The organism is Micromonospora sp. NPDC023869 (assembly GCF_055559695.1).
In genome coordinates, this window is the sequence record NZ_JBVHKD010000017.1 from 37267 (window position 1) to 62094 (window position 24828).

24 protein-coding genes and 2 pseudogenes are annotated in these 24828 nt (G+C 71.1%); 5 read left to right on the forward strand and 21 right to left on the reverse strand.

The annotated features are described in order from the left end of the window. Positions 1–123: 123 nt before the first annotated feature. From ACZ31C_RS30180 to ACZ31C_RS30250, 15 genes and pseudogenes are all read right to left on the reverse strand, one after another. Positions 124–603, reverse strand: a complete 480-nt coding sequence (locus ACZ31C_RS30180) for an SRPBCC family protein (RefSeq protein WP_465798163.1) — start codon at positions 601–603, stop codon at positions 124–126. Further along, a complete protein-coding gene (locus ACZ31C_RS30185; RefSeq protein WP_465798164.1) occupies positions 600–965 on the reverse strand; it encodes a metalloregulator ArsR/SmtB family transcription factor in 366 nt (121 codons plus the stop codon). Before ACZ31C_RS30185 ends, ACZ31C_RS30180 begins: the two co-directional genes overlap by 4 nt. Positions 966–1063: 98 nt before the next feature. Next, positions 1064–1453, reverse strand: a pseudogene (locus ACZ31C_RS30190) (MerR family transcriptional regulator); the annotation flags it as partial. Between the two features lie 61 nt (positions 1454–1514). After that, positions 1515–1661, reverse strand: coding sequence for a hypothetical protein (locus tag ACZ31C_RS30195; RefSeq protein ID WP_465798165.1), 147 nt, complete (start codon positions 1659–1661; stop codon positions 1515–1517). Between the two features lie 53 nt (positions 1662–1714). Next, positions 1715–2314, reverse strand: coding sequence for a hypothetical protein (locus tag ACZ31C_RS30200; protein WP_465798166.1), 600 nt, complete (start codon positions 2312–2314; stop codon positions 1715–1717). After that, positions 2311–3645 carry a hypothetical protein gene (locus ACZ31C_RS30205; RefSeq protein WP_465798167.1) on the reverse strand — a complete coding sequence of 445 codons (1335 nt, stop codon included), beginning with the start codon at positions 3643–3645 and terminating at the stop codon, positions 2311–2313. Before ACZ31C_RS30205 ends, ACZ31C_RS30200 begins: the two co-directional genes overlap by 4 nt. Further along, positions 3642–4442, reverse strand: a complete 801-nt coding sequence (locus ACZ31C_RS30210; RefSeq protein ID WP_465798168.1) for an ABC transporter ATP-binding protein — start codon at positions 4440–4442, stop codon at positions 3642–3644. The genes ACZ31C_RS30205 and ACZ31C_RS30210 overlap by 4 nt, the downstream gene beginning before the upstream one ends. A gap of 69 nt (positions 4443–4511) precedes the next feature. Then, a complete protein-coding gene (locus tag ACZ31C_RS30215) occupies positions 4512–5312 on the reverse strand; it encodes a hypothetical protein (protein ID WP_465798169.1) in 801 nt (266 codons plus the stop codon). After that, complete coding sequence (locus ACZ31C_RS30220) at positions 5309–5866, reverse strand: RNA polymerase sigma factor (protein ID WP_449945993.1); 558 nt, start codon at positions 5864–5866, stop codon at positions 5309–5311. The genes ACZ31C_RS30215 and ACZ31C_RS30220 overlap by 4 nt, the downstream gene beginning before the upstream one ends. Positions 5867–5988: 122 nt before the next feature. Then, on the reverse strand, positions 5989–6948 hold the full coding sequence (locus tag ACZ31C_RS30225) for a class I mannose-6-phosphate isomerase (protein ID WP_465798170.1): 960 nt from the start codon (positions 6946–6948) through the stop codon (positions 5989–5991). Between the two features lie 6 nt (positions 6949–6954). Further along, positions 6955–8184, reverse strand: coding sequence for an ADP-dependent glucokinase/phosphofructokinase (locus ACZ31C_RS30230; protein ID WP_465798171.1), 1230 nt, complete (start codon positions 8182–8184; stop codon positions 6955–6957). A gap of 1 nt (position 8185) precedes the next feature. Continuing rightward, on the reverse strand, positions 8186–9049 hold the full coding sequence (locus tag ACZ31C_RS30235) for a ketose-bisphosphate aldolase (protein ID WP_465798172.1): 864 nt from the start codon (positions 9047–9049) through the stop codon (positions 8186–8188). 41 nt (positions 9050–9090) lie between these two features. After that, positions 9091–9933, reverse strand: coding sequence for a carbohydrate ABC transporter permease (locus tag ACZ31C_RS30240; RefSeq protein ID WP_465798173.1), 843 nt, complete (start codon positions 9931–9933; stop codon positions 9091–9093). A gap of 3 nt (positions 9934–9936) precedes the next feature. Further along, on the reverse strand, positions 9937–10872 hold the full coding sequence (locus ACZ31C_RS30245) for a carbohydrate ABC transporter permease (RefSeq protein ID WP_465798174.1): 936 nt from the start codon (positions 10870–10872) through the stop codon (positions 9937–9939). A 55-nt stretch (positions 10873–10927) separates the two neighbouring features. Beyond that, positions 10928–12208 (reverse strand): ABC transporter substrate-binding protein, encoded by a 1281-nt coding sequence (locus ACZ31C_RS30250; protein ID WP_465798175.1) that lies wholly within the window; start codon positions 12206–12208, stop codon positions 10928–10930. Positions 12209–12487: 279 nt separating this feature from the next. Here ACZ31C_RS30250 and ACZ31C_RS30255 point away from each other — a divergent pair, with 279 nt between their 5' ends. Further along, positions 12488–13333 (forward strand): DeoR/GlpR family DNA-binding transcription regulator, encoded by an 846-nt coding sequence (locus ACZ31C_RS30255; RefSeq protein ID WP_465798176.1) that lies wholly within the window; start codon positions 12488–12490, stop codon positions 13331–13333. Positions 13334–13411: 78 nt separating this feature from the next. Here the strand turns inward: ACZ31C_RS30255 and ACZ31C_RS30260 are convergent, their stop codons facing one another. Then, positions 13412–14326 carry an aldo/keto reductase gene (locus ACZ31C_RS30260; RefSeq protein WP_465798177.1) on the reverse strand — a complete coding sequence of 305 codons (915 nt, stop codon included), beginning with the start codon at positions 14324–14326 and terminating at the stop codon, positions 13412–13414. Between the two features lie 70 nt (positions 14327–14396). Further along, entirely contained in the window at positions 14397–15644 is a 1248-nt protein-coding gene (locus ACZ31C_RS30265) for a GAF domain-containing protein (RefSeq protein ID WP_465798178.1), read from the reverse strand. Between the two features lie 564 nt (positions 15645–16208). Here ACZ31C_RS30265 and ACZ31C_RS30270 point away from each other — a divergent pair. From ACZ31C_RS30270 to ACZ31C_RS30285, 4 genes and pseudogenes are all read left to right on the forward strand, one after another. After that, positions 16209–16802, forward strand: coding sequence for a lytic polysaccharide monooxygenase auxiliary activity family 9 protein (locus ACZ31C_RS30270; RefSeq protein WP_465798179.1), 594 nt, complete (start codon positions 16209–16211; stop codon positions 16800–16802). Between the two features lie 582 nt (positions 16803–17384). After that, the gene (locus ACZ31C_RS30275; protein WP_396747958.1) at positions 17385–17735 is read left to right on the forward strand and encodes an Lsr2 family protein; all 351 of its coding nucleotides are present in this window, start codon (positions 17385–17387) and stop codon (positions 17733–17735) included. A 126-nt stretch (positions 17736–17861) separates the two neighbouring features. Continuing rightward, a pseudogene (locus ACZ31C_RS30280) lies at positions 17862–18191 on the forward strand (hypothetical protein); the annotation flags it as partial. Between the two features lie 111 nt (positions 18192–18302). Next, complete coding sequence (locus tag ACZ31C_RS30285) at positions 18303–18440, forward strand: hypothetical protein (RefSeq protein WP_465798247.1); 138 nt, start codon at positions 18303–18305, stop codon at positions 18438–18440. Between the two features lie 50 nt (positions 18441–18490). Here ACZ31C_RS30285 and ACZ31C_RS30290 read toward each other — a convergent pair whose 3' ends face one another. The 4 genes from ACZ31C_RS30290 to ACZ31C_RS30305 are packed head-to-tail and all read right to left on the reverse strand — an operon-like array spanning position 18491 to position 24828. Then, entirely contained in the window at positions 18491–20410 is a 1920-nt protein-coding gene (locus ACZ31C_RS30290) for a TOMM precursor leader peptide-binding protein (RefSeq protein ID WP_465798180.1), read from the reverse strand. Continuing rightward, positions 20407–22359, reverse strand: coding sequence for a TOMM precursor leader peptide-binding protein (locus ACZ31C_RS30295; RefSeq protein WP_465798181.1), 1953 nt, complete (start codon positions 22357–22359; stop codon positions 20407–20409). Before ACZ31C_RS30295 ends, ACZ31C_RS30290 begins: the two co-directional genes overlap by 4 nt. Beyond that, a complete protein-coding gene (locus ACZ31C_RS30300) occupies positions 22356–23243 on the reverse strand; it encodes a TauD/TfdA family dioxygenase (protein ID WP_465798182.1) in 888 nt (295 codons plus the stop codon). Before ACZ31C_RS30300 ends, ACZ31C_RS30295 begins: the two co-directional genes overlap by 4 nt. Next, positions 23236–24828, reverse strand: a complete 1593-nt coding sequence (locus tag ACZ31C_RS30305) for a nitroreductase family protein (protein WP_465798183.1) — start codon at positions 24826–24828, stop codon at positions 23236–23238. The genes ACZ31C_RS30300 and ACZ31C_RS30305 overlap by 8 nt, the downstream gene beginning before the upstream one ends.

Genomic DNA, 24828 nt, shown 5'->3' on the forward strand with positions numbered 1-24828 from the left:
GCCCAACCCATAGAGGATTGTCGACCTCTTCCGCCGTCGCCACGGGTCGGCGCATCCGGCGATGTCGCGACATCTCGGGAAAACGTGTCCTGGCAGGGCGGGCCACCCCCCGCCCGGGTACGCCTACCGCTGCGCCTCGAAGTACTCCTTCATCGCCGGGTAGTAGTCGTCGAAGTTCGGCCTCGGCTGACCGGTGTGCGCGGCCACCAACGCGTCGAGGTAGTACTCCCATCCCGACCCGGACTCGCCGACGTGGTCGGTGGCGGTCAGGTGGTGGGTGAACCGCAGCTCGGTCACGCCCGCGTCCTCGGACAGCGCCATGTCCAGATGCCAGCTGCCCTCCTCGTCCACCGCGGAGACCGTGAGCCGGCTCGGCGGTTCGCACGCCTCGATGGTCACGTCCATCCAGGGTGCGTCCTCCTCGTATGCCATCTGCACCTCGATCGTGCGGCCGGGCCCCGCGTCGCCCCGCCACGGGCCGAACCAGCGCGCCGTCCGTGACGACTCGGTGAGGCTCGCCCAGACGTCGGCGATGGGTGCGCGGAACGTGCGGGTGAGCACGAGGTCGCGGTCGAACAGTCGGCCGGTCGGGGTCGGTGTCACGCTGTCTCCTTCGTCGATGGGTGCTGCGCGGTCGAGGTGGTGCGCCGCTCGCGGCGGGTGCGGAAGACCTCGGTCTCCAACGCGTCGAGGTGCTGCTGCCATCGGGACGGGCGCATCAGCCGCCCCAACCACCCGACCAACTCGTCGAGGGGCGCGGTGGTCAGGGTGTAGACCCGCCGACGTCCGTCGGCCGTGTCGCGCACCAGACCGGCCTCCCGCAGCACGCGCAGGTGACGACTGACGGCCGGTCGACTGATCACGAACCGGTCGGCGATCTGCCCGGCCGAGAGCGACTCGTCGCGCAGCATCAGCAGGATCTCCCGGCGCACCGGATCGGCGATCGCCGCAGTCACCTCGTCCACGACTAAAGCGTAACCCATAGGTTACGCTTCTGCTCGCCGCCGGACGCGCGGTCGTCTTCACCGCGACCTGAGCCGATCCCCGCTCCGGGTGCTGAACCTCAGGCCACGAGAAGTCGCAGGCCCAGCTCGGCCGCGTCGAGGTCGACGAGCTCGCGGTTGCGTTCGGCCCACCGGCCCGAGGACAGGTCCTGCCGGAGGGCACGGACGGCCCGCTGCTCGGCTGCCGGACCGACCCGGGTCCACACCGACACCGCCCGACGGACCTGCTACTCCAGGTACGCCTCGGGCCGACGCCAGTACGCCTCGAAGAAACCGTCGGCACAGTCCCACGGGACGAGCACCGGCTCCATGCGAGCCCCGATCGCGCGGGCCAACTCGTCCACCGAGGGGCGGCCGACCACCAGGCCGGCGACCTCGGGCAGGTAGTCCCGGCTGAGCCAGAACCGCTGACGCCAGCCGGTGTCGCTGGCGTCGTGCGTGAACACCACGCTCATCCCGCACCTGCTCGCGATCGTTCGCACTCCACGATCGCGAGCAGGTGTCGTCGGGTCAGTTGGACCAGGTGAATCCCGCCAGGTGCGAGATCTCCCGGGCCTGGTCGACACCGAGGGCGGCGACCACCCCGGCGGCGGCCAGCAGGATGAGGGACACGACCGTGCGGCGCAGGCGCATGATGACCTCCATGACGAGCAGCACGAGCTCGATTTCCTCGAAGGGTATCAATCCTTCGCCCCAAGCCGGGGGACGCCTCAGGGGATCGACTCGGTGGCTTCCCTGCGGGCCGGGCCGGCCAGCGAGTAGGCGATCAGCCCGCCGAGGGCCAGCACCGCCGCCGTCACCGTCGCCGCAGTGTTGTCGGTCGGCTGGCCCTGCCAGGTCAGGACCGCTCCCCCGGTGCCCGTCTGGGGATACATGACCGCGACGCTGGTCCAGCCCAGCGGCAGAAACCACGATCGACCGGCGCCCACCACCGTCGCACACAGCGCCGTCAGTCCGAGCAGGCCCGCGGCGTCGCGGAACACCAGCGTGGCCGGCCCGAAGCGGGCCCCGGTGTACCGCGTGGCGACCAGGGCCAGCAGGACGACCAGCAGGCCGACCAGCAGGTGTGCCGCACGCCGTGGCGGCCACCGCACCGAGGCGGTCCGGTCCAGGTTCTCGTCGGGTGCGGCCAGGGTGGCCGAGAGCACCGCGACCATCAGCAGGACCGTCAGGACGACCGTCGTCGGGGCGACGTCGCGTTCGTCGGCGATGGTCAGCCACAGCGTCCAGATCACCGCCGCGCCGCCGAGGGCCACGGCCACGGCCAGGGGTACGCGCCGGGAGCGCAGGTACAGCAGCGTCCAGGTCACCGAGTGCTCCGGGTCAGCAGTTCGCTCGTGTCCTCGCAGTCCCGTTTGGCGTCACGGACCGCCGTCACCCGGGCCAGCGCCTCCTCGGCGGAGACCTCGCGCAGCCCCTGCCACAGGGCGAGCGCCTCCGGGTTGAGTTCGGGGTCCTCCTGGATCATTCCGGGGATGAGCCCGACGTCGGACTGCGGCTCGCGGCCCAGCAGCCAGTACGCCGCCGCCCGTTCGACCGCCTCGTGGTGTTGTCGGCACTCGATGTCGATGGGGACGCCGAGCCCTCGGACGACCTCGACGGTCACGACGCCCGGGTGCGCGAGCCCGCCGAACTTGTCGATCCGGACCGGTACCTCGACGACGTCGTCGCGGGACGGCGTGGCCCCGCCGCGCCCGTACGTGGAGGTGTCCTCGTGCACGGCGGTCGGGGCGTCCGGGAGTTTCGCCAACGCCGCCAGACCTTCGCGGGCCAACGGGGTCAGGTCGTCGAGGAGCTTGGTGTTGACCCGGCTCACGCACACCGTCGGGGCATCGTCGGTGCACACCAGTTCCCGGGCGATCGGGTCCACCGGAGCGTCGAGCACCGCCGGGTCCCGGGGCACGACCGCCACTGCCGCGGCGAGCCCGAGCAGCACCGGGACCAGCGCCGCCGTACGGGCTCGCCGGCCACCGGCGACGAACAGCACCAGTCCGGCGACGGCGAGCAGGGCGAGCCAGATCGCCACCGCACCGCTGACCCGGTTGTCGATCGTCTGGTACGCGTGGAACTGGCTCGTGCCGTAGATCGGGGACACCGCCGCGGCCAGCCAGTCCGGGCGGATGAACATGCTGACCGAGACGATCAGGACGCCGGCCACGCCCAACGCGGGCGCGGTCGCCGGAACGGGTAGCAGACGCCCGATCCCCAGACCGAGCCAGGCCGCGGCGATCAGGGACAACACGCCGACGCCGGTGACGACGGCGAAGCCGAGCAGGGGCAGATAGCCGGCGCTGGTGCCGATCCGGGCGGCACCCGCCGCGGTCACCAGCAGGTAGGCGGTGCCGAGGGTGAGGGCCATCGCGCCGAGAACCGGCACCATCCGCTGGACCCGGGGCCGGGCGGTGGTGCCGAAGAGCTCACCGACGTTCGACCGGTGTTCCCGACGGCCCTGCCAGGCGCCTGCGGCCAGCGCCAACGGCCACATCAGCAGCAGGTACTCGCGGGTGATGAGAGCCAGCGACATCCAGCCGCCGGACCAGCGGGCCGGGGCGACATAGAGTGCGCCGATTCCGGCGAGCACGGTGATCAGCGCGGCACCGAGCGCGGCGGAGCGGCGTAGTTCGACTCCCAGGATGCTCATCGGGCGGCCTCCGCCCGGTGCCGGCGCAGGATGGCGGAGTAGCCCCGCTCGGTCGGGCTGTCGCCCGGGTGGCTCTGGTCGCCCTGGGCGCTGAGCGCCTCGGCGGTGCCCTGCCAGACCAGGCGTCCCTCGTTGACCATGACCACGTCGGTGCAGGCCGCCGCCACGTCCTCGACCATGTGGGTGGAGACCAGGACGCAACTGTCGGTGCCGAGGTCCCGCAGCAGTTCGCGGAAGTCGAGTCGTTGTTCCGGGTCGAGGCCGACGGTGGGTTCGTCGAGCAGCAGGAGCTGCGGGTCGTTGACGATGGCCTGGGCGATGCCGGCGCGGCGCAGCATGCCGCCGGAGAGGGTCTTCAGTCGGGCGTCGGCCCGGTCGGTCAGGCCGACCCGGTCGACGGCCCGCTGGACCGCCGCGGGGATCGCGGCCTTGGGCATCTCCTTGAGCCAGGCCATGTATCCGACGAACTCCCGCACCGTGAAGCGCGGATAGAAGCCGAAGTGCTGCGGCAGGTAGCCCAGGCCACGGCGGACCGCCCGCAGGTCGGCGCGGCCGTCGACCGGGTGTCCGAGCAGCGTCAGGCGCCCGGCGGCCGGCGCGAGGACGGTCGCCAGGCACCGCATCAGCGTGGTCTTCCCGGCGCCGTTGGGGCCGAGCAGTCCGTGGACCCCGATGTTCAGGGCCAGGTCGAGGCCGTCGACGGCCAGACGCCGTCCGGCGCGGACCCGCAGTCCCTCGGCGTGGACAGCCCAGGGATTGGTGGTGACGGCCGTTTCGGCCGCGCTCAGGGCACGCATCGGCATCCTCCTTCGTTCGGGGTCGGTGGAGCGGGACGCGGCGTCGCGCGTCCGGTGGGCGGAACGGTGTTACTGCTGGGCGAGTCGTCGGAGCCCGTCGGCCCGCAGCAGCGCGGTGAGGGTCAGAGCGACCGTGGTCAGTGCCCAGATGCCGGTGCTCTCCTCGGTCAGCACCAGTGGCGTACGGGCGGCGGCGAGGCTGGGTGTGATCACCGCGAGCGTCCATACCGCGACCAGTCCGAACGCGGCCCGACGTACGCCGACGAGACTGCCCAGCGCCAGCGTGGCGGCGGTGAACGTCAGGCACGGCAACAGCGTCAGCGCCGGTGGCACGCCGGTGCCGTAGCCGGCGAGGGCGAGGGGTGGGATGACGACCACCAGCACCGTCGCGGTGCGTCGCAGCAGGGTCGTCAAGCCGGCGCCGGGGGTGGTGGCGATCAGTTCCCAGGCGGGATCGGCCCGGCGGTGCCAGGCGACCGCGACGCCGGGCAACGGGGCCAGCGGCGCGAGCAGCAGCACCAGCGACGGCAACTCGGTCCACAACTCGCTGAGCAGGACGGCGCAGGCGAGTACCGCAGCGGTCATGGCCAGCCAGGGGACGAGCGTGCCGGCCAGCCAGCGGCGGCGCAGCACCGTCCAGGACCGGCTGCGGGCGGCCGGGGCCGGGGACGCGGCGATCTCCCGGTCCAGGGTGACGGCGACCTGGGCGAGGACGGTACGCGTGTCGACGGTGGTGCTGCCGGCCAGCCGGGCCCGGCAGTCGGCGCAGTCCTCCAGGTGCACCTCGACGGCCCAGACGCTGGGCTCGTCGAGGCGGGGGTCGGCGGTGGCGTACCGCTCGATCTGGGTGAGGGTCGGGTGGGAAGTCATGACAGGGCCTCCCGTAGCGCGATCCGGGCTCGGCGGACACGGGACTTGACGGTGTTCTCGGGTACGCCCAGCAGCACGGACGCCTCTCGGGGCGAGAGCCCGTCCAGGACGGTGGCGCGCAGGGCGGCCCGGACCTCGGGCGGCAGGGTGAGCAGCGCCTGTTCGAGTTCCTGCCCGATCCGGGCCGCCATCACCTCGTCCTCGGCGGCGGGTGCCGTGGTCGGCGTCAGTGGCACCTGCGGCAGTTGCGCCGTGCGGGCCCGGCGACGGAACGCGTCGACCAGTCGGTGGGCGGCGATGGTCCACAGCCAGCCCACCGCGGTACCCCGCGCCGCGCCGCCGCTTCCGCTCCGCACTCCGGCGAAGGTGCCCGAGGCCCGCCAGACGGTCAGGTAGGTGTCCTGGAGGACCTCGGCGACGATGTCGGGGTCCGCGCACCGGCGACGCAGGCGCACCTCCAGCCACGGCGAGGTACGCCGATACAGCTCGTCGAAGGCCCGCCGATCACCACGGGCGACGCGCCGCACGAGTTCGCCCTCGTCGGCTGCGTCCATGCCGGTACTCACACCGGGTAAGACGACGGGCGGACCGGGATCGGGTCCCGGATCACCGTGACGGTGGTCACACATCGGCGCCGCAGCGATGCGGGTTCTGCCCGGCCGACAGTGATCGTCGATCAGGCAGCCGATCGAAGCGACGCCGCCAGGCGGATCACCTCGACGTGACCGTCGACGCGCAGCGGGCCGGCGGCGTACGGGACCAGCAGGGTGTCGCCCCGTCGCAGCGCCAGGTCGTCGTGGTCGCCGGTCAGCCTGCCGTCCCCGGCGACCACGACCAGGACGCCGAAGTCCGGCTCCAGTCGGTCGCCGCCGTGCAGCCGTCCGGCGGCGAAGAACTCGTCGGCGGCCTCGGGCAGCAGCCGGTGCCCGCCGCGCAGCCGGTCGAGTCGGTCCGGTGTCCACCTGCTGCGGTCCACGCACTGCAGGGCGAGGTCGTAGCCGATCCCCAGGTGGCCGTCGGCGAGGCCGAAGCTGTCGTACTCGAGCAGCACGGAGAAGTCGGTCGGCTCCTGGACCTCGACGAGCAGGATTCCGTCGCCGATCGCGTGCGGCAGGCCGGCCGGGCAGAGGATCGCGTCGCCGGCCGACACCGGGATCCGGTTGGTGGCGTCGAGCATCTGGGCGGTTCGCTGCCCGGTCACCCAGCCGGCCAGTTCGTCGGCGGGCACGTCGCGGGAGAAGCCGAGGTGGACGTACGCGCCGGGGCGGGCCGAGACGATCACCCAGGCTTCGGTCTTGCCGTACGGCGAGGCCAGGTGGGCGGTGGCGAACCGGCGGTCCGGATGGACGTGCAGCGGCAGGCGTTGGCCGGCGTCGAGCAGTTTGACGAGTACGCCCGTGTCGGTGCGTCCCGGTCCGAGCCACCAGCGCGGGTCGGCGGCGATCGCCTCCGCCAGCACGCGCCCGTCGGCGAGCGTGGACAGCCCGGACGGGCCCAGGCCGAACCGGGTGGTCACCGAGCCCACCCAGTCCTCGGGTCGGTCGGGCGACGCGGGCACGGTGCGGAAGTCGGCGATCCGGCCGGCACCCCGATAGAAGGTCTCCGGCTGGTTGGCGGATAGGACCTCGACGGTCATCGGTGGTCAGTCCGTTCGTGGTGGGGGTGGCGGGGCGGTCGCGCCCGTCGCGGCGAGCGCGGCGAGGAAGCCGCCGACGAACGTGTCGCCCAGGCCGACCGTGGTGGGGTTCGGGACGTCGAGCGCGAAGCCGGGCACGCAGTGCACGGTGTCGCCCAGCCGGGTGCGCACCGCGGCGGCGAAGGCCACCGACTCGGGCCGGCGGGGCCGGGCGCGCAGGCGGGCGACGTCGGTGTCGGTGACGTCGTCGCCGTGGCAGTAGCGGGCGGCGGCCATGACGGTGCCCGTGTCGAGGGCGTCGGCGTAGCGGGTCGCGGCGGGACCGAACGCGGCGGCCCAGTACTTCGTGTGCAGGACCAGCGTCGGTGCCGGGATAAGCCGGTGCAACGCGGTGAGCGCGTCCGCGACCTCGGCCGGGGAGAGCAGGTCGACGGGGTGGCCGAGGTACGACTGCATCTCGTCCTCGTTGAGGCCGTACACGTCGATGACGTCGAGCAGCGCGTCCCGGACCTGGCCGCTGAACGCGGGCTCGTGGTAGGCCGCGTCCTCGAAGTAGGTCACCGCCCCGGGTGGCAGGTGGCGCAGGTGGGCACGCAGTTCGGTGAGCCGGTCGTCGAGCTGCGCCGAGGAGCGCATGGCGTTGAACCCGGAGATCAGGAACACCTCCGCGCCGCTGAGCCGGTGGCCGAGGTCGTCGCTGAGCAGCATGGCGCTGTTGGCGGGGTCGTTGACGTAGATCAGCCGGTTCGGGTGCGGCGCGGTGATGTCGAGCCGGTCGGTGCGTATCCGCAGGCCCTGGTCGTACTGGACGATGAGGTGTGGATAGAAGGTGTCCTCGGTGGCGGTGGTGAAGTGGTCGCTGTCGTGCGGCAGGAGCCGGCGGACGGTGTCGTTGACGGTGACCAGGTGCAGCGTCGACGGTATGCCCAGTCGACTCATCAGGATCCCGGCCCGCACGGAGGTGCCGCCCAGGGCCACCCGGTGTGGGAACCGCCGGGCGAAGGTCTCCAGCACCGGGGCGGAGGCGACGAAGTGTTCGCCGCCCCCGCCCCTGGCGACGTAGCCGAGGATCGACACCACGAGGTCTCGCTCGCTGGTCACCGGCGTCGACGCGGTCAGGTCGGCGGCGACGATGTCGTAGTCGCCGACCAGGCGCGCCAGCACGTCGGTGGTCAGTGTCACCTCGTAGTCGACGCAGCCGCCGAGGCCGAGGACCACACGGGACGCGTCGGCCATGTCAGTACAGCGAGCCCTTGCCGGCGGCGCCGAACAGCTCGATCTTCTGGGCGGCGACCACCTTCATGGCCTCGATGCAGGCCGGCTGGATGGCGTTGGGCTCGCGGGTCTTCAGGTCGTTGCCGAGCACCTCGCGCATCTTGGCGTGGTAGGCGAGCTTGATGTCGGTCGAAATATTGATCTTGTTGATGCCGATCTGCGCCGCCTCGCGGATCTCGTCGTCGGGGTTGCCGGAGCCGCCGTGCAGCACCAGCGGGATCTGCACCCGGCTCTTGATCTCCTTGAGCAGGTCGAGCTTCAGCTCCGGCTTGAGGTGGGCCGGGTACATGCCGTGGAAGGTGCCGATGGCCACCGCGAGGCTGTCCACACCGGTCTGCTCGATGAAGGTGACCGCGTCGTCGGGGTCGGTGTAGATGATCTCGGCGGCGCCCGCCTCGGCGTAGCTGTCGTTGCCGCCGATGGTGCCGAGCTCGCCTTCCACCGACACGCCGAGCACGTGGGCGGACTCGGTGACCTTGCGGGTGATGGCGACGTTCTCCTCGAACGGCAGGAGCGAGCCGTCGATCATCACCGAGGTGAAGCCGAACTGCACGGCCTGCAGGATCTGCTCGTAGGTGGCGCCGTGATCCCAGTGGATCGCGATCGGCACGCTGGAGCGGTGTGCCCGCTCGACGACGCCGTTGATCATCTCCCGGCCGATGTGCCGCATCTCGTCAGGGTGGATCGCGACGATCAGCGGGGCGTCCGTCTCCTCGCTGATCTCCACGATGCCCCGGAACATCGCCCAGTCGCTGATGTTGAAGGCGGGCACGGCGAAGTGGTGCGCGTTGGCGACGTCGAGGATCGCCTTACCGGTCGTCAGCATGTTCGCGTTTCTCCTTGTCACTGATGGGTGTTGCCGGTCGGTCAGGCCTTCACGGCGCCGGCGGTGAGCCCGCCGATGAACCGCCGCTGGAAGAAGAGGAAGAGCAGGAGTACGGGAATGGACCCGAGGATGCTCATCGCCATCATCTGGTTCCACTCGTACGAGTGCTGGCCCATCAGCAACTGGATGCCGATGGGGACGGTGCGCATCTCGTCGGTGCGGGTCAGCGTGAGCGCGAACAGGTATTCGTTCCACGAGATCATGAACGTGTAGACACCGACCGCGATCAGGCCGGGCACGGCGGTCGGTACGAGGATCCGCCACAGCGCGGTCCAGCCGCTGCCGCCGTCGACCTTGACCGACTCGTCCAGCTCGCGCGGCAGCGTGTTCAGGTAGGCGGTGACCATGATGATCGCGTACGGAAGGGTGAACACCATGTGGGTGAGGATCAGGCCGAGGTAGGTGTCGTACAGGCCGAGCGCCACGATGAGCCCGAAGTACGGAATGACGAGAGTGATCGGCGGTACCGCCTGGACGCTGACGATCGCGGCGTTGATGGTCTTCTTGAACGGGAACGCGAAGCGGGAGAAGGCGTACCCGGCCAGGATGGCCACCAGCAGCGTCAGGATGGTCACCGCGAAGGCGACGACGTAACTGTTGAGGAAGAAGCGCAGTTGGGCGGCGTCGCCCAGGATCGCGCGGTAGGCGTCGAACGAGAAGCCCTCGGTGATGAGCTGCGGCGGGTTCTGGAAGACCTCGCCGTTGCTCTTGAACGACGTGGAGAGCAGCCACAGGACCGGCAGGCCGGCGAAGAGTCCGCCGATGACCAGCCCGGTGACGACGCCGACTTTGGCGAAGGTACGCCGCATCTTGACGGTGGTCATGTCTCACCGCTCCCTTTGCGAGCGTACGTAGAAGAAGGCCAGCACCATGGTGAGCAGCAGGACGATCACGGCGGCGGCCGACGCGGTGGCGAACTCGTACTCGCTGAAGGCCTGCTTGTAGGTGAAGGTGCTGAGCATCTCGGTGGTGTTCAGCGGTCCCCCGCCGGTGGTCATCCAGATCAGCGCAAACTGGTGTGAGGTCCAGATCAGGTCGAGCACCGCCATGCTGATGATCACCGGCCGGAGCTGGGGCAGCGTCACGTGCACGAACCGCTGGAACCAGTTCGTGCCGTCGACGGCGGCGGCCTCGTACAGGTCGCCGGGGATGCCCTGCAACGCGGCCAACAGGCTGATCATGAAGAACGGGTAGCCGGCCCAGATGTTGACGAACGTCACCGCCCAGAGGGCCGTGCCCGGGTCGCTGAACCAGTTCACGCCCGACTGGATGACGCCCAGGGTCTGGAGCACGTGGTTGACCACGCCGGCCGGGTCGAGCAGCAGCCGCCAGATGACGGCGATCACCGCGATCGTGAACAGCCAGGGCAGGATGTAGACGATCCGGAAGATGGCCTTGGTGACGCCGCCCAGCAGCGGGCTGTTGAGCATCATCGCGAAGGCGAGGCCGAGGACCAGATGGGCCGCGGTGCTGACCGAGATGAAGACGGCGGTGTTCTTGAGCGCGGCCAGGAAGGCCGGGTCGGTGAGCACCGTGGCGTAGTTGGCGAACCCGGCGAACACCGAGTTCTCCTGGACGATCACGTTGTCCCGGAACGAGTAGCCGACCACCATGACGATGGGCACGACCATCAGGACCACGACCAGCAGCATCGTGGGGAACAGATAGCCGTACGGGACGAGGCGCCGGGTCAGGGTGGATCGGGAGCGCCCGGTGGTGCTCGGCGCGGCCCGCGTCGAGGTCTCCGGTGCTGTCAGGGTCATGGCTGTCTCCTTGGTCGGGCGCCGCGCCGAGGGTCCGGCGCGACGCCCGGGCGGGCTAACCGATTACCGAGGACCAGTTCTCCTGCGCCTTGGCGAGGGCGTCGTCGACGCTCGACTTGCCGGTCAGCACGAGCTGGAGCTGCTCGGCGAAGCTGCGCATCAGGTCCTCGGACTTGGGCAGTCCGACGAACTCGTTGGCCGGGTAGCCCTGCTGATAGATGTCGAAGGCGGTCTTGAACAGCGGGTCGCTGTTGCCGAAGTCGGGCTCCGCGGTCTTGTTGCCGGGGAAGCCGTTGGCGATCGTGCTGAGCTTCGCGTTGGTCTGCTGGCTCATCAGGTACGAGACGAAGGTGAACGCCTCGGCCTTGTGCTTGGTGGAGTCGGAGATGCCGATGCCCCAGGAGGCGTAGGGGATGCCGCGCTCACCGGTGTAGCCGTCCTCGGCCGGCAGCGGCGCCACCTGGAAGTTCAGGTCCGGCTTGTTCTTGCGGATCAGGTTGATGTGCGCGAGCGAGTCGATCATCATGCCGACCTGGCCGTTGGTGAACTTCTCGACCTTGTCCTGCTCTTTCATGGTGAGCGAGCCGGGGGCGATGACGTCGGCGTCGTTCAGGCTCTTCACGTACTCGATGGTGTTCTTGACCGGCGCGCTGGTCAGGTTCGGCTTGCCATCGGCCAGCATGCTGCCGCCGGAGGCCCCGAGCCAGGACATGACGTCGTTCTGGACGCCGTTGGGTACGGCGGTGTCCAGCGGCAGCACCCAACCCTTGGCGTCGCCGTCGCCCGCGCTGATCTTCTTGGCGGCGTCGAGGAACTCCGTCCGCGTGGCGGGCACCTTGTCGACGCCGGCGGCGGTGAGCAGGTCCATGTTGACGAACAGCGGGTAGACGAAGTTGACCACCGGGATCATGTAGGTCTTGCCGTCGACCTGCACCTGGCTGGCCAGCTCGCTGTCGTCGTAGTCCGCCTCGGTCATCAGCGCGGACAGGTCGGTGATCGCGCCCTGCGTGGCGAAGTCGTTGACCCAGGCGCCGTCCAGGCCCACCACGTCGGGCAGGGTCTTGGAGGCCGCGCCGGTCAGCAACTGCTGCTTGGTCGAGGCGTACGGCGCACTGAGCAGCTTGATCTTGATGTTCGGGTTCTGCGCGGTGAAGTCATCGATGATCTTGTCGAATTCTCCGGCCGGCAGCTCGGCCCCCCACCACTGCGCGAACTCCAGAGTCACGCTGCCGTCCGAGGCGGCGTCGTCCGAACCACAGGCGGCCACGGCCGCCACCATCGTCGCCGCCGTCACCACCCCGACCAGCCGCTTCAGCCGGGTAGCACGAAACATCATGGGGGACTCCTTCGATATCGAGATCCTTCGCTTCTCTGCGAGATTGGCGTCACGTTAGCAACGTGTTACAGGCAAAGACAAGAGGAGAACAGCAAGAAAACGCGTAGTACGGCAAAGCTGTGCGCCGGATGTGCGCGCGGGACGCTCCACCGCAGGTAAAGATGCACGCTGCGCTTTCGATGCACTCCACTGGGCTATGCCGCTCAGTGCCGTTCTCTGCCGCTGCGCGCGGCACCGACGCGGGGTTGTGGCATACTGCCGCATTGACAAGGGGGAACCATGAGTGTCGACAAGGACGAGCGACAGCGGCATCTGCCCGCCGGACGCAAGGCGCAACTGGCCGCGTACGTCGCCGACACCGGCCAGGTGACGGTCGGCGAGCTGGCCGAGCGCTTCGGCGTCTCCATCGACACCGTCCGACGCGATCTCGACCAGCTGAGCGCCGACGGCGTCCTCGTGCGCACGTACGGCGGTGCCGTCAGCCTCTCCACCGTCTTCCGCACCGACCGCGCCGTCGACCAGCGGCTCACCCTCCAGGAGCAGGAGAAGGAGAAGATCGCGGCGCTGGCCGCCGCGCTGGTCCGGGACGGCTCGACCATCATGATCAACGGTGGGACCACCACCCTGGCCGTGGCCCGCAACCTCGGCCAGCACCGGGACCTCACGGTGGCGACGAACAACCTGCTGGTGCCCGGCGCACTGCCGCCCACAGCGATCCGCGACATCTACGTCTTCGGCGGAGCGGTACGCACCCTCACGCTCGCCACCATCGGGCCGGTGAGCTTCCGGGCCGGTGGCGGTGCCGAGCTGGACATCAGCTGCGACCTGGCGCTGATCGGCGTGGGCGCGGTCGACGCGGACGCCGGCTACACCACCAGCAACCTCGCCGAGGCCGCGATGATGCAGGAGATGATCTCGCGAGCCGCCCGGGTGGCGATCCTCGCCGACTCCTCCAAATTCGGCCGCCGGCTGTTCGCGCAGGCATCCGAACTGGGCAGCGCCGACTACCTGATCACCGACACCGCGCCACCGGCGAATCTGCGCGACGCCCTCGCCGCGAGCGGGGTGCAGGTCATCACCCCGACCACCTCACCGCGTCAACGGGACGCCCGCCTCACCGACTAGCCGGGCCCGACCTTGCTCGGACCGGCCGCCGGGGCACCAGCGCCAGCCGGCGCCCCGCAGTCGACGCGTTCGACGGCCTCAGGTCCAGGGCAGCGCGGCGCGCTCCTGCCAGTAGCGGTCGACCGGCATCGCCAGCTCTGCCCACCGGGCCGGGTCGACGGTGAGCGTCTGCGCCCGCAGGTTCGAGGCCAGTTGGTCACCGGTGGCGGCTCCGGACAGGACGATCGTCGCCCACGGCTGGTGCAGCGCCGCCGCGAGCGCGATCGCGTCGCCGACGTCCTCGCGTACGGCGAGCCGGCCGTTGGCGAGGGCCTCCTTGACGATGACCACGCATCCCGCGTCGTGCGCCTCGGCCAGGGCCGGGCCCGCGCTGGGCTCCAGCAGGTTCCAGGTGACCTGCACACTGCGGAACAGCGGCTCGCCGTCGACGCGTACGCCGAGCGCGTCGCGAATGACCTCGGCCTGCCTCGGCCCGCTGGTCGACAGTCCCACCAGCACGCCCTGCCGGCCGAGGTCGGCGAGTCGACGGTGCAGGGCCACGTCGTGCAGCGCGGGACTGTCCGGGGTGACCGAGTGGATCTGGTAGAGGTCGAGGCGGTCGCCGAGCAACTCCCGGGTCTGCGCGTACTGCCGCTCGAAGGTGGCGAGGCGATGGTCCTTGACCTCGTGCGTCTCGGCCTCGACGCGCCAGCCTGCGGTGTAGGTGTAGCCCCACTTGCTCCCGACGACCACGTCGTCGACGTCCGGCCGGCTCCGCAGCCAGTGCGCGAGGAACTCCTCGGCCCGGCCGTAGGAGCGGGCGACGTCGACGTAGCGGACGCCGGCGGCGTACGCCTGATCGAGGAGTTCGGCCGCACGCGCGCGCAACGCCTCGACGGTCCGATCGGCCGGCAGGTCCGCGGCGCGTCCGAGATTGATGTAGCCCGGACGGCCGACGGCCGCCAGTCCGAGCCCGATCCGGGAGCCTGCGGCCAGGCGCGCGATGGTTGCCATCACCCCATCCAACACGGCAGGCTGCGCGTCGTCGTCGCCACCCGGGTCGTTCCCGTCCGGCCCGGCGGGTTCAGCGGTGCAGGTAGGCGGCCAGGCCGCCGAGTTCCTCGTTGGCGATGAAGACCGAACGGACGTTGATGATGGCTTCCTCGACGTGGGTGGGGCAGCCCCACGCGGCGTCGCCCCAGGAGTCGGCGATCTTGATCTCGGCCGGTGCGGTGCATCCGGCCGTACCGCCGAGTTGGCAGTGATCGGGGTGCGGCACCGCGACCTGCGCGGCGGCGGCCGACCGCATCCGGGCGTTGAGTTCCGCGGCGGCGGCAGCGCGTTGCTCAGCCTCGGCGCGGAGTTCGCGCTCGGCGCGGATCGCCTTGGCCAGTTCGTCGTGGGCTGCCGCGGCGCGTTCCTCGGCGGCCTTCTGCGCCTGCTCGATGTGGTGGCGTTCGATGGCCAGCGCCGCGGTGCCGGCGAACAGCCGGGCGATGGCGAGGTCGGTGTCCTGCGGGACGCGTGGGGTGCGGTGGTACATGGCGAAGGTGCCGAGTAGTCCGCCGTCGCGGGCCAGGATCGGCGTGGACCAGCAGGCGGCCAGCCCGGCCCGGTCGGCCAACGGGCGGAAGTCGCTCCAGAACGGGTCGGTGGCGATGTCGGTGACGACGACCGGCTGCCGCCGATGGGCTGCGGTGCCGCAGGAACCGACGCCTTCACCGGTGGCGATGCCGTCGATGGCCTCGTTGTAGAAGTCCGGCAGGCTGGGCGCGGCACCGTGGCGCAGGTGCCGGCCGTCGGGGTCGGCCAACAGGACCGAAACGAACACCTCCTGCGGAGCGAGGTTCTCGATGCAGCGGGCCATCCCGTCGAGCACCTCGGTCAGCGGTGCCTGACGGGCGATCTGCTCCAGCAGTGCGCGGTGTTCGGCCATCAGCCACTGGGCGTGCTTGACCTGGGTGGTCTCCACACCGATCACCCGGATGCCGATCACCGTACCGTCGGTGTCGCGGCGTGGTTCGTAGGTGAAGTCGAAGAAGGTCTCCCGGGCCTGCGGGCCGGTGCCCAGCACGACCCGGACGTCCCGTCCGGTGTAGGACTCCCCCGCGCGGTAGACCTGGTCCAGCAGGTCGATGAAGCCCTGACCGGCGAGTTCGGGCATCAGGTCCGCCAGCGGGACCCCGGTGCGTGCGCGTTCCTGGCCGATCGTGGTGAAGAAGGCCGGGTTCGCCGCCTCCAGCAGATGCGTCGGCCCGGTGAGCGAGGCGAACACGGCGATGGACTGGCCGAACAACGTACGCAGGTCGTCCTCTGCCGCGGGCGTGGTCACCGCCGGACCCGCAGCAGCAGGCCGCCCGCCCGATACCGCCGTCATGATGTGTGGTCCGCCCCTCGCCGTCGATCCCGTTCGTGCGCTATCAACCTACGGGACGACGCACCCGCTCACCGGTCGTGGCCCTGCTGCTGCCTCGGCGCCGGGGGCGCCGGCGGCGCAGTGGAAGGTCGATCGGCGATGCGAGCGGCGAAGACGGCACGTAGCCGGTCCTCGAAAACCCCCGGTCTACCCGGCCTCGATCCGGTGGGACCGAACGCGCCGAGCGATCCCCCGATCGACAGCGGCTCCCTGAACTGACCGGAGTCGGGGCGGCGGTCCGCCGGACCGTCGCCCCGACTGCGACGAATTCGCAGTGCCGGGGTGAATGTCGCGGCTTCAGAACATCGACTTAATAGATGATCATTGATATAGGGTATCCTCGATGCAACACTCGTTGGAAGCGCTCCCACACCGTCCCGGAGCGCTCGGAACGGAGGATGCACCGTGCGTTCACACCACCCCCCTCAATCCCGGTCGGTCGTCCGCCGACCTCTCCAGGCACTCGCCCTGGCGCTCACCATGGTCGTCGCGATGCTGCCCTGGGCCGGCGCCGCCCAGGCCCACGGCACCGTGATCAACCCGGCGACCCGCGCCTACCAGTGTTGGCAGAACTGGGGCCACCGGCACATGGATCCGGCCATGCAGACGCAGGACCCGATGTGCTACCGGGCCTTCCAGGCCAACCCCGACACCATGTGGAACTGGATGAGCCAGTTGCGCGACGGCCTGGGCGGGCAGTTCCAGGCTCGTACGCCTGACGGTCAGCTGTGCAGCAACGCCCTCTCCCGGAACAACGCCCTGAACCAGCCGGGCGCCTGGAAGGCGACCACCGTCAGCCGCAGCTTCACGCTCCAGTTCTACGACCAGGCCAGCCACGGCGCCGACTACTTCCGGGTCTACCTGACCCGGCAGGGGTTCAACCCGGCGACCCAGCAGGTCGGGTGGGGAAACATCGACCTGATCCAGACGACCGGGCGGTACGCGCCGACGCAGAACATCTCGTTCAACGTCTCGACCTCCGGCCGTAGCGGACAGCACGTCCTCTTCGTGATCTGGAAGGCGTCGCACATGGACCAGACCTACATGTGGTGCAGCGACATCAACATCGTCTGATCCGCGAGGTCGGCATTTACGCCGCTGCTCCGGTCCGGACCCCTTCCGGACCGGAGCAGCGGTGCGTCCGGCGTCGAACGCAGTCGAGAATGGCGTTCTCACGAATTCGCCCCGCCGACTCGGCCGACCGCTCCGCGAACAGTTCCCCGGGCGCCCTCCGCGCGAGATCGGGGTCGAATGCCTGCCGATCGCACGGCGGCAGCGACCCGGCGGCCCAAAACCGCACCGGCCCCGAGCACCGCCGTCGGCCGCGTCGGGTGCCCCGCGCGGCTAGGACCGCACCCGCCCGACCGGAATCGCTCGCGACGATCCCCGGGCGCACACCACCCGGCTCCCGGCCGGAGCCCGATTCGCGCGACGGCGGCGGGCAACTGATCACCCTTCGCCGCGACACATAGTCGCCATCCACTTACCGCACCGAACATTTTCGGCGCTCTCGGGACGGGCAGATCCGCCCGGACGATCGGATCGGTCAATGCCTGGACCGTTATGCGGATCCCGTTGACGCGGCAAGTAACGCAGGCGCTATTGTGACTACCACGTTCGCGGAACTGTCCTCACTGGAAGGGAATGTGCTCAGACGTGGCTAAGCAGATCATTCATAAGCTGGTCGACGACCTGGACGGCGGCGACGCCGACGAGACCGTGAAGTTCTCTCTCGACGGCGTGCAGTACGAGATCGACCTGTCCAGCAGCAATGCCGCGAAGTTGCGGGACGCGTTCGCCTCCTACGTCGCCCACGGCACGAAGGTGGGTCGCGGCGGCGTGGTCGTGGGCGGCCGGGCTGCCCGTGGTCAGGGTTCCGCCAGCACCGACCGGGAGCAGAACAAGGCGATCCGGGAGTGGGCCAAGAAGGCCGGTAAGGACATCTCCGACCGGGGCCGGATTCCGCAGGAGATCGTGGACGAGTACCACGCGAAAGCCGGTCGCTGACCGGCCGCACGGCTCATCTGGCGCGGCTCGGCGAAACGCTCGTTCCGGTGCCGTGAAGCCTCTGCCCGCCGGGGTCACGCGCACCGTGACGGGCCTTTTACCGGTCGTGCACGAATCTGACCGCTGGTGCATGAATCGCATCGACGTCCGGTCACCGATCTCCCCATCGGTGCCGGCGGAGCGAAGACGAAAAGGTGTCCGCCACCGGAGTCGCTGACGGTCGTCGCCGCATTTGCGGCGCGATCGGCCGTAGCACGACAGTTTTCTCGACCCGGAGGTGGTCGCCGATCCGGCCGCACCCACCGGGGTCGGCGCGGCGATGCTGAAGGTCGACCTGCTGACCGCGCACTACCCCCGCGCCCAGGTGCCGCGTACCAGCAGGCCACCGATGCGCTCGAAGCCGGCCGGACCGACGAGATCGGCGTCGAGCAGCGTCGTTTCCGGATCACCCGGGTCGAGACTCTCCTCCGCTTCGACGACGGTCCGGAAGGCCCCCGTCGCTCCGATCCCGACCCCGACCTGCCGCCGGAGTCCACCGCCGACGCCGACCGGTCGGCGCGGTGGATCGTGTGGCGACAGGACGACAACGGCAACCGGTACGAAGTGACGCGCACGGAGTCCCGCGCGGACGCCGAGGATCTCGTGGCAGTGATGGAGGCCAGGGGGCACAAGCAGTACTACTGGGCCGCGAAGGCGTCGGAGTGACCTGTTGCCCGCCGGGATCAGCCGTCACCGTCGACCGTCGCGGTGCGGGGTCAGGGGAACGGGTGCGGGTAGGGGTTGATCTCCTCGGGCGGAAGCGGCGTGGACCGGTAGCCCAGCCGTACCGGGAGTTCCCTGAGCCGAGGCAGGTCGACCCGGCGGTTCCGGTGCCCGAAGACCATCGACAGCGTGCCCGGGATGATGACCTTGACGCAGGTGAGGTCGACGGTGGCCTGTTCCCGGGCCGTCTGTTCGACGACGACCACGTCCAGGCCGCTGTCGAGGTACCGGTCGACGACCCAGCGCAGATCGTCGAGCAGGTCGGTGGCGGGTCGGTACCGCTTCGCGGGCGGGAACGCGGCCTCCATCGAGAGGATCTCGTCGCGCTGGTAGAGGAAGGCGAAACGGTCCCAGCTCTGCGGGGCGGCGGCGACCAGCGCGTGGTCCTCCATCGACCGGACCAGGTCGGAGTCGGCGACCAGGTCGGGCGCCGTGGTGTCGGCGGCCACCATCTCCTTCGTGGCGTCGGCGACGCTGGCCAGTTCGACCAGCCCGGACCAGAGCGCCCGTTCGGGGTCGAGGTGGGCGCCCGCGCCGCAGAACGCCTTGGGTTCGCCGGCCCGGTCGTCCTCGTCCACCAGCATCAGCCAGAGCGCGGGGATCCCCTCCGGCATGGTGATGTCGAAGACGTGCAGCCGGCTTCCGGTGGTGCGTTCCAGCCAGCGCACCAGCAGCCGGGTCGCCGGGTCCGCCGAGGTGAGCGGGTCGACCCGGGGCACCGGCAGCCGCGCGAACCAAGTGGCCAGGAACGCGTCGCGCTCGGCCACCTCGAAGATGCCGTGCAGGATGGCCTCCTCCAGGTTGCCGCCGAGCGCGCAGCCGTTGGAGCTCTCCAGGCCGAAGGCCGTGGCGTGCGAGCCGTAGTAGGCCGTGCTCTCCGGAACCAGGACCGGGCCGTCGCGGCGGAAGGAGTACGCGTACACCCACTCCACCGGCAGGTCCGGGTGGTATCGCACGGCATTGGGGTGCGGCGGCGAGTCGGGCAGGCCCAGCGCCGGGGGTGCGACGGCGCGGTCCGGGCCGAGTTCGCGGAACGAGGCGCGGACCCGGGTCCGACGGGCCCGCGGCAGGGTGCCGCCCAGCCGTTCCAGTGCCTCGGCGATGGCGACCGACACACTGGCCGGATAGCTGAACGTGCGCCCGTATCCGGACAGTTCGGTGCAGCAGGCCGGGCCGCCGATGGCGGCGGCCAGGATCATCGGGTGGTTGTGGTGGAGCGTCATCGACGAGATCAGGCCGGTCTCGACGTCGACCATGGACTCCAGCAGCCGCTCGTGCTCGGCGGGGAGGCTGCGGGCGCGGTAGTCGTCCGGCGCCGACTTGGGCCGGGACACCAACGTGAAGGTGCCCGCCTCGGGCCCGTCGTCGGGCAGGGTCGTACACGACGGGCACTCGGGGTCGGGGATGAACCGGTGGCGGCTGACCGCCAGGGTGGCGGTGCCGACCTCGAGCACCGCGCCGGCGCATCGTGGAGTCGCACCGCGTGTCACCCGCACGAGTTCGTCGGTGACCAGCGCGGCCACGGTGGTGCGCACCGGCGGGCCGAGGACGGGGGTCGGCGCGGTGACGGATTCCTCGTACAGGGCACGCCAGAGCGCCGAGCGCTGGGGTGTCCCGGTGACGCGGGCGCGACGTTCGCGGACGCGTACGCAGTGGTGGCAGCCGGGTCGCCCGGCCGTGACGTACGGGCCGACCCGGACACCGCGCGGCGTCGGGTAGACCGGGAGGAAGTCCCGTCCCTCCTGGTGGGCGCGGCGGGCCGCGTCCTGCACCCGGTCGGTCCGGTCGTCGACGACGAACAGGTCCACCGGGCGGTCGGTCCGGATCGGTGCCGTCGCGTCCGCGACGGCCTGGAACAGGGCGCCGTCGCCGTGGACGCGAACGGCGTGCGTCAGCGTGGTCGTGTCGGTCATCCGGCGTCTCCGGGTCGTGGCGTGAGCATGGCTTCGACGAGGAACGGGAGCACGTCCCGGGTGTCGGGCAGGTGGTCGACCGGCCGCAGGAGAAGTCGCTGCCCGGCGGCGTCCACCTCCTTGAGCAGTGGCGGGAGCCAGGCGTCCCACTCGCCGACTCCGAGGTCCGGGCCGACGTCCGCACCGGCCGGTTCGCGTCCGGTGAGGGCGGCGACCGCCGTCTGCATGGCCTGTTCGAGGGCGGTCGCGGTGTCCGGGGCGGTGCTGTGGGCGAGCCAACCGTCGGTGGTGCCGACGAAGACGGTCGGCGTGCTGGACGTGTCACACCAGGCGGCGAGGTCGTGTCCGAGGACGCTCATGTCCGCTGCCCTGGTCCGGACCGGTTCCGGCCAGTCGGCGGGGTCGAGTGCGGAACCGGCCGGGTGCGTCGCGTCGGAGGGTGCGTCGGACAGGTGACCGGCGTCCGGTGCCGTCGCGGTCGTGCGGCGCAACCTGAGCAGTGCCCGGCCCACCGCCTCGGTCCAGCTGAGACCGGCGGCCAGCAGCGCGGCGGTGGGCACCGCCGCGACGACCTCCCCGGCGACCGGGTCCCACCAGCGGGTCGGGGTGGTGTCGGCGACCGTGGCCGCCTGCCCGGCGAGCGACTCCACGGCGGCCACCGCGGCGCGGTTGAGCGCCTGGCGGCGGTCGTCGCCGATGGCGGTCACGGTCGTCGGTCCGGTCCCGGTGCCGGCCACGTCGGCGACGGTCGCCTCGATGCAGCTCACCGACGTCTGCGACTGCCGGCCGGTGCCGATGTCGAGCACCGGACCCAGTCGCGGGTCGATCAGGGTGGCCACCCGGGTGGCGAACGTCTCGGCGTCGACCGCCGGACGTCGGGTCACCGTGGCGATCCGCTCGGCGAGGTCGCCGGCCGGTCGGTCGCGGCGGCAGGCTTGGCAGCGGGGGTGGACGGTGAGCAGGTGTTCGCTGGTGACGGCCGATGCCAGGTCGATGTGGGTCATGCGGCTGGTGGTGACGGTCTCGGCGCCGACGGCGTGCCGGAAGTAGCCGAAGCCGAGGGCCGTGCCGACAAGGGCACCGACCGGGGCGGTCAGGTACTCCGGGACCTGGTCCGGCTGGTCGTCCTGCCACGGGGCGTCGCCGGAGCGGCTGGTGCCGTGCAGGCTCCAGACCACGCATTCCCAGCAACCGCCGGCGGCCCCGCCGCCGGTGGGGCCGACCCACGCGCTGCCGCCGGTGGCCAGCGCGTGCAGGGCGGCGACGCCGTGTGCGCGGGCCACCCGGTTCAGCGTCAGCGCCCGGCCCGCCATCAGCCGGTCGGTGCAGTGCAGCACGGCGTCGTGCGTACCGATCAGGGCGGCGAGCGCGGCGTCGTCGGTGAGCGCGGCGGCGAGGTCCGGCCGCAGGTCCAGCTCGACGGTGGGGTCGTCGGCGCGGTGGCGGTCGAGGATCCGCCGACAGGCCGCCGGGTCGGTCGGCGATTCGGCGGTCGGGACCAGGGTGGCCCGCCGGAGTCCGACGTCGAACAGGGTCTGGACCAGTGCGGCCAGGCCCGGACCGGCGCCGATCAGCAGGACCCGGCTGTTGCGGAAGGACTCGAAGCGGTGCGGCGGGGCGTCGGCGGCGTGCTCCGCGAAGGAGATGGCCTGGCGATACCGGTCCAGCTCCCAGTCCTGGAGCCCGTGTGGCGGATCCCGGTCCAGGTCGCGGGCGATGCCCCGGTCGACGAGCATGGTGACCAGGTCGGTGACCAGGCGCTGTGGCGGGGCGGGCAGGCCGGCGGTCAGGTCCGCGACGGTGCGGGTGCCGTCCAGGTGCGGGGCGATCCGGCGGATCAGACCGTACGCGGATCCGCCGCTGATCTCGGTGCTGGTGGTGCCCGTCTCCAGGTAGACGCCGTCCTCGGTGGGCACGTACATCAGGTCGTCGCGCAGTTTGGCCCTCATGCCGCCACCGCCCGGTCGAGCATGCCCATCCGGACCAGGACGGTACGGCCGGTGTCCTGGAACGCCTGGCGGCCGTGCAGGTACCGGGAGTTGTCGACGACCAGGACGTCACCGGCCTGCCAAGGCACGGTGACGGTGAGACCGGCCGCGATCTCGGCGGCGGTGGCGACGAGGTCGTCGTCGACGGGTGGCCCGTCCGGGGTACGCACCCGTAACCGCCGATCGTGGTACTCGTCGTCGCGGGGACGGCTGATGAACAGCGAGTTGCAGAAGGCGGGTACGGCACCGAACCTGGTCGGCGGCGTGCAGTGGGTGCCAAAGCCGGTCGTCATCCCCTCGTCGGTGACGTCGACGTGGATCGACTCCCAGGGGCGCAGGTACGGCTCCCACCGTCGCAGCGCGCCCTGTGCCTCGGCCGGGTCGGTGGTGCCGAACATCCGTTGCCAGTCGGCGGTGGGCATCCGGCTCTCCCAGATGATCTCCATCTGCGTGAACCGCTCGCGCACCGGCGCGGGCAACGCGGCGAGCAACGCGATCCCGTCGCAGAGCGTGGTGCCACCCCCGCCGTCGCCTGCGGGCCGTTCGCAGAAGAAGGTCATCAGGTCCGGGGATCCCGGCGCGTACGACGCCTCGCGGTGCAGCGGCATCCCCTGGGTGCCACGGGTGACCGTGGTGGTGGTCGGATCGTCGTCGACGACGTCCCGCTCGTCGTGGAAGGCGCCGTCGTACGGCAGCGGCGACATCACCGCGTCGCCGAACCGGACGAACGCCTCGCGTTGCCGGTCGCCGTCGCGCAGCAGGGCCGCCCCGTGCCGAGCCACCGTCGCCAGCACCGTCTCCGGCGCCGGTTGACCGGTGAGCACCGGGATCCGTTGGTCATCCATTCGTGGTTCCTTCCGTGAGTGCCACGGCCAGCAGTCCGGCACGCGACGTGGGCGCGCCGAGCAGGAGTTGCAGGACGGGGGTGTCTCCGCCGGGCAGGCCGAGTCGTGCGGCGACGTCGGGGGCCGAGAACCCGCCGATCGGGCGGATCGCCGCACCGACCGCCTGCGCGGCCAGGGCGGCCAGTTGCACGACGGTTCCGGTGAGCAGGTGGAGTCGGCGGAACTCCGTGGGGGTCAGGTCGGTCATGGGTCGCTCTCCCCCGGCGACGACGACGATGCTGACGCCGGCGGTCGCCATGCGGTGCGCGACCACGGTGGTGGGCGGTCCCGCCCGGTCGGCACCGGTCGACGGCCGGAGCAGGTGGTGTCGGGGGTCGTAGCGGTAAGCGCCGGGCGGCAATCCGTCCACCTGGCTGACCAGGCACCACAGTGCCGGGTGCAGCGGGTGCCGGGCCAGCTCGGCCAGGGCGGCGGTGGTGGTCCGGTGGCCACCGGCGTACGCGAGGACGTCGGCGAGCTGCGTCAGGCGCAGGCCGGGGGCGAGGTCGCAGGCCGACGCCCGGTCGGCGGCGGCACCGATCAGGTCCAGCGGCGTGACCTCGGGCAGATGGACGGGGGCCGCGTCCGACGGTGTCGTGACCTGCGGTGCAGGTAGTGGCGTGGCGCGCTGCGGCATGTCGGTCCCGGCCCAGGCGGCCCGGTGCAGGGCCACCGCGTGTGGATCGGCGTCGGCCAGGACGAGCCGGTCGTGGGCCAGGCCGACCGGTTCCGGTGGCGCGGTCCGACCGGGCGGGGTGCAGGTGCCGGGCGGGGTGCCGGCTCCGGGCGGGGTGTCCGGCGTGGTGCCGGTGGGGATCTCGATCACCGCGTAGACGGTCTCCAGCATGCCGTCGAGTCCCAGCAGGTCGTCGGCGGCCCGGGGATCGGGAGCCAGGTGGGCGGTGCCGGTCTGCGGCCAGGTGAGCAGTTGGCCGAGCAGCACGCCGACGTCGACGGTGCCGAGCTGGTAACCGAACGCGCCGTACTTGCTGCCGTTCTTCCACGGCCGGCAGGCCAGCAGCAGAGCGCTACGTTCTGCGCCGGCCGGGGCGGTCGTCGCCGGGCCGAGCAGCCGGTCGACGTCGGCGGCGGGGTTCGTGTCGCGCAGCAGTTCGAGGCAGTGGTGGACGTGGTCGTAGTGGTAGACGCCGGAAGGCAGGTCCCCGGATCCGGTCCAGGCGAGGTAGACCTCGCCCGGGTAGTAGGCGCCGCCGGACGGCACGGTCCAGCGCAGGGTGAACCAGGCGGGCAGGACGCGGGCGAAGGCCGGCCCACTCGACGGGGTTCCGGTCAACGCCGACATCCCGGCCTGGGTGAGCATCTCCACCCGGCGCGGTCCGTAGCCCAGCAGCAGCGTGCTGATCCGGTCCAGGCCGGTGTCGGCCAACGGTCGCGCGCCCGGCCCCGGCCAGGGCAACGGCGTACGCGGGCTGCCCGGGTAGCGTTTGCTCTGCGGCGGCAGGTAGGCGGCGGGTGCCGCGCCGGTCTGGGCGTCGACCGCGTCCAGGTAACGCGCCACGACGTCGCCCGGTGCTTCGGGTGTCAT

What these genes read in the sequence shown, in the direction of transcription:
- ACZ31C_RS30250 (WP_465798175.1), bottom strand. Translation starts at nt 12,208, where the DNA reads ATGATGTTTCGTGCTACCCGGCTGAAGCGGCTGGTCGGGGTGGTGACG.
- ACZ31C_RS30260 (WP_465798177.1), bottom strand. Translation starts at nt 14,326, where the DNA reads ATGGCAACCATCGCGCGCCTGGCCGCAGGCTCCCGGATCGGGCTCGGA.
- ACZ31C_RS30230 (WP_465798171.1), bottom strand. Translation starts at nt 8,184, where the DNA reads ATGGCCGACGCGTCCCGTGTGGTCCTCGGCCTCGGCGGCTGCGTCGAC.
- ACZ31C_RS30220 (WP_449945993.1), bottom strand. Translation starts at nt 5,866, where the DNA reads ATGGACGCAGCCGACGAGGGCGAACTCGTGCGGCGCGTCGCCCGTGGT.
- ACZ31C_RS30215 (WP_465798169.1), bottom strand. Translation starts at nt 5,312, where the DNA reads ATGACTTCCCACCCGACCCTCACCCAGATCGAGCGGTACGCCACCGCC.
- ACZ31C_RS30305 (WP_465798183.1), bottom strand. Translation starts at nt 24,828, where the DNA reads ATGACACCCGAAGCACCGGGCGACGTCGTGGCGCGTTACCTGGACGCG.
- ACZ31C_RS30225 (WP_465798170.1), bottom strand. Translation starts at nt 6,948, where the DNA reads ATGACCGTCGAGGTCCTATCCGCCAACCAGCCGGAGACCTTCTATCGG.
- ACZ31C_RS30300 (WP_465798182.1), bottom strand. Translation starts at nt 23,243, where the DNA reads ATGGATGACCAACGGATCCCGGTGCTCACCGGTCAACCGGCGCCGGAG.
- ACZ31C_RS30270 (WP_465798179.1), top strand. Translation starts at nt 16,209, where the DNA reads ATGGTCGTCGCGATGCTGCCCTGGGCCGGCGCCGCCCAGGCCCACGGC.
- ACZ31C_RS30255 (WP_465798176.1), top strand. Translation starts at nt 12,488, where the DNA reads ATGAGTGTCGACAAGGACGAGCGACAGCGGCATCTGCCCGCCGGACGC.
- ACZ31C_RS30235 (WP_465798172.1), bottom strand. Translation starts at nt 9,049, where the DNA reads ATGCTGACGACCGGTAAGGCGATCCTCGACGTCGCCAACGCGCACCAC.
- ACZ31C_RS30205 (WP_465798167.1), bottom strand. Translation starts at nt 3,645, where the DNA reads ATGAGCATCCTGGGAGTCGAACTACGCCGCTCCGCCGCGCTCGGTGCC.
- ACZ31C_RS30245 (WP_465798174.1), bottom strand. Translation starts at nt 10,872, where the DNA reads ATGACCCTGACAGCACCGGAGACCTCGACGCGGGCCGCGCCGAGCACC.
- ACZ31C_RS30240 (WP_465798173.1), bottom strand. Translation starts at nt 9,933, where the DNA reads ATGACCACCGTCAAGATGCGGCGTACCTTCGCCAAAGTCGGCGTCGTC.
- ACZ31C_RS30295 (WP_465798181.1), bottom strand. Translation starts at nt 22,359, where the DNA reads ATGAGGGCCAAACTGCGCGACGACCTGATGTACGTGCCCACCGAGGAC.
- ACZ31C_RS30290 (WP_465798180.1), bottom strand. Translation starts at nt 20,410, where the DNA reads ATGACCGACACGACCACGCTGACGCACGCCGTTCGCGTCCACGGCGAC.
- ACZ31C_RS30210 (WP_465798168.1), bottom strand. Translation starts at nt 4,442, where the DNA reads ATGCGTGCCCTGAGCGCGGCCGAAACGGCCGTCACCACCAATCCCTGG.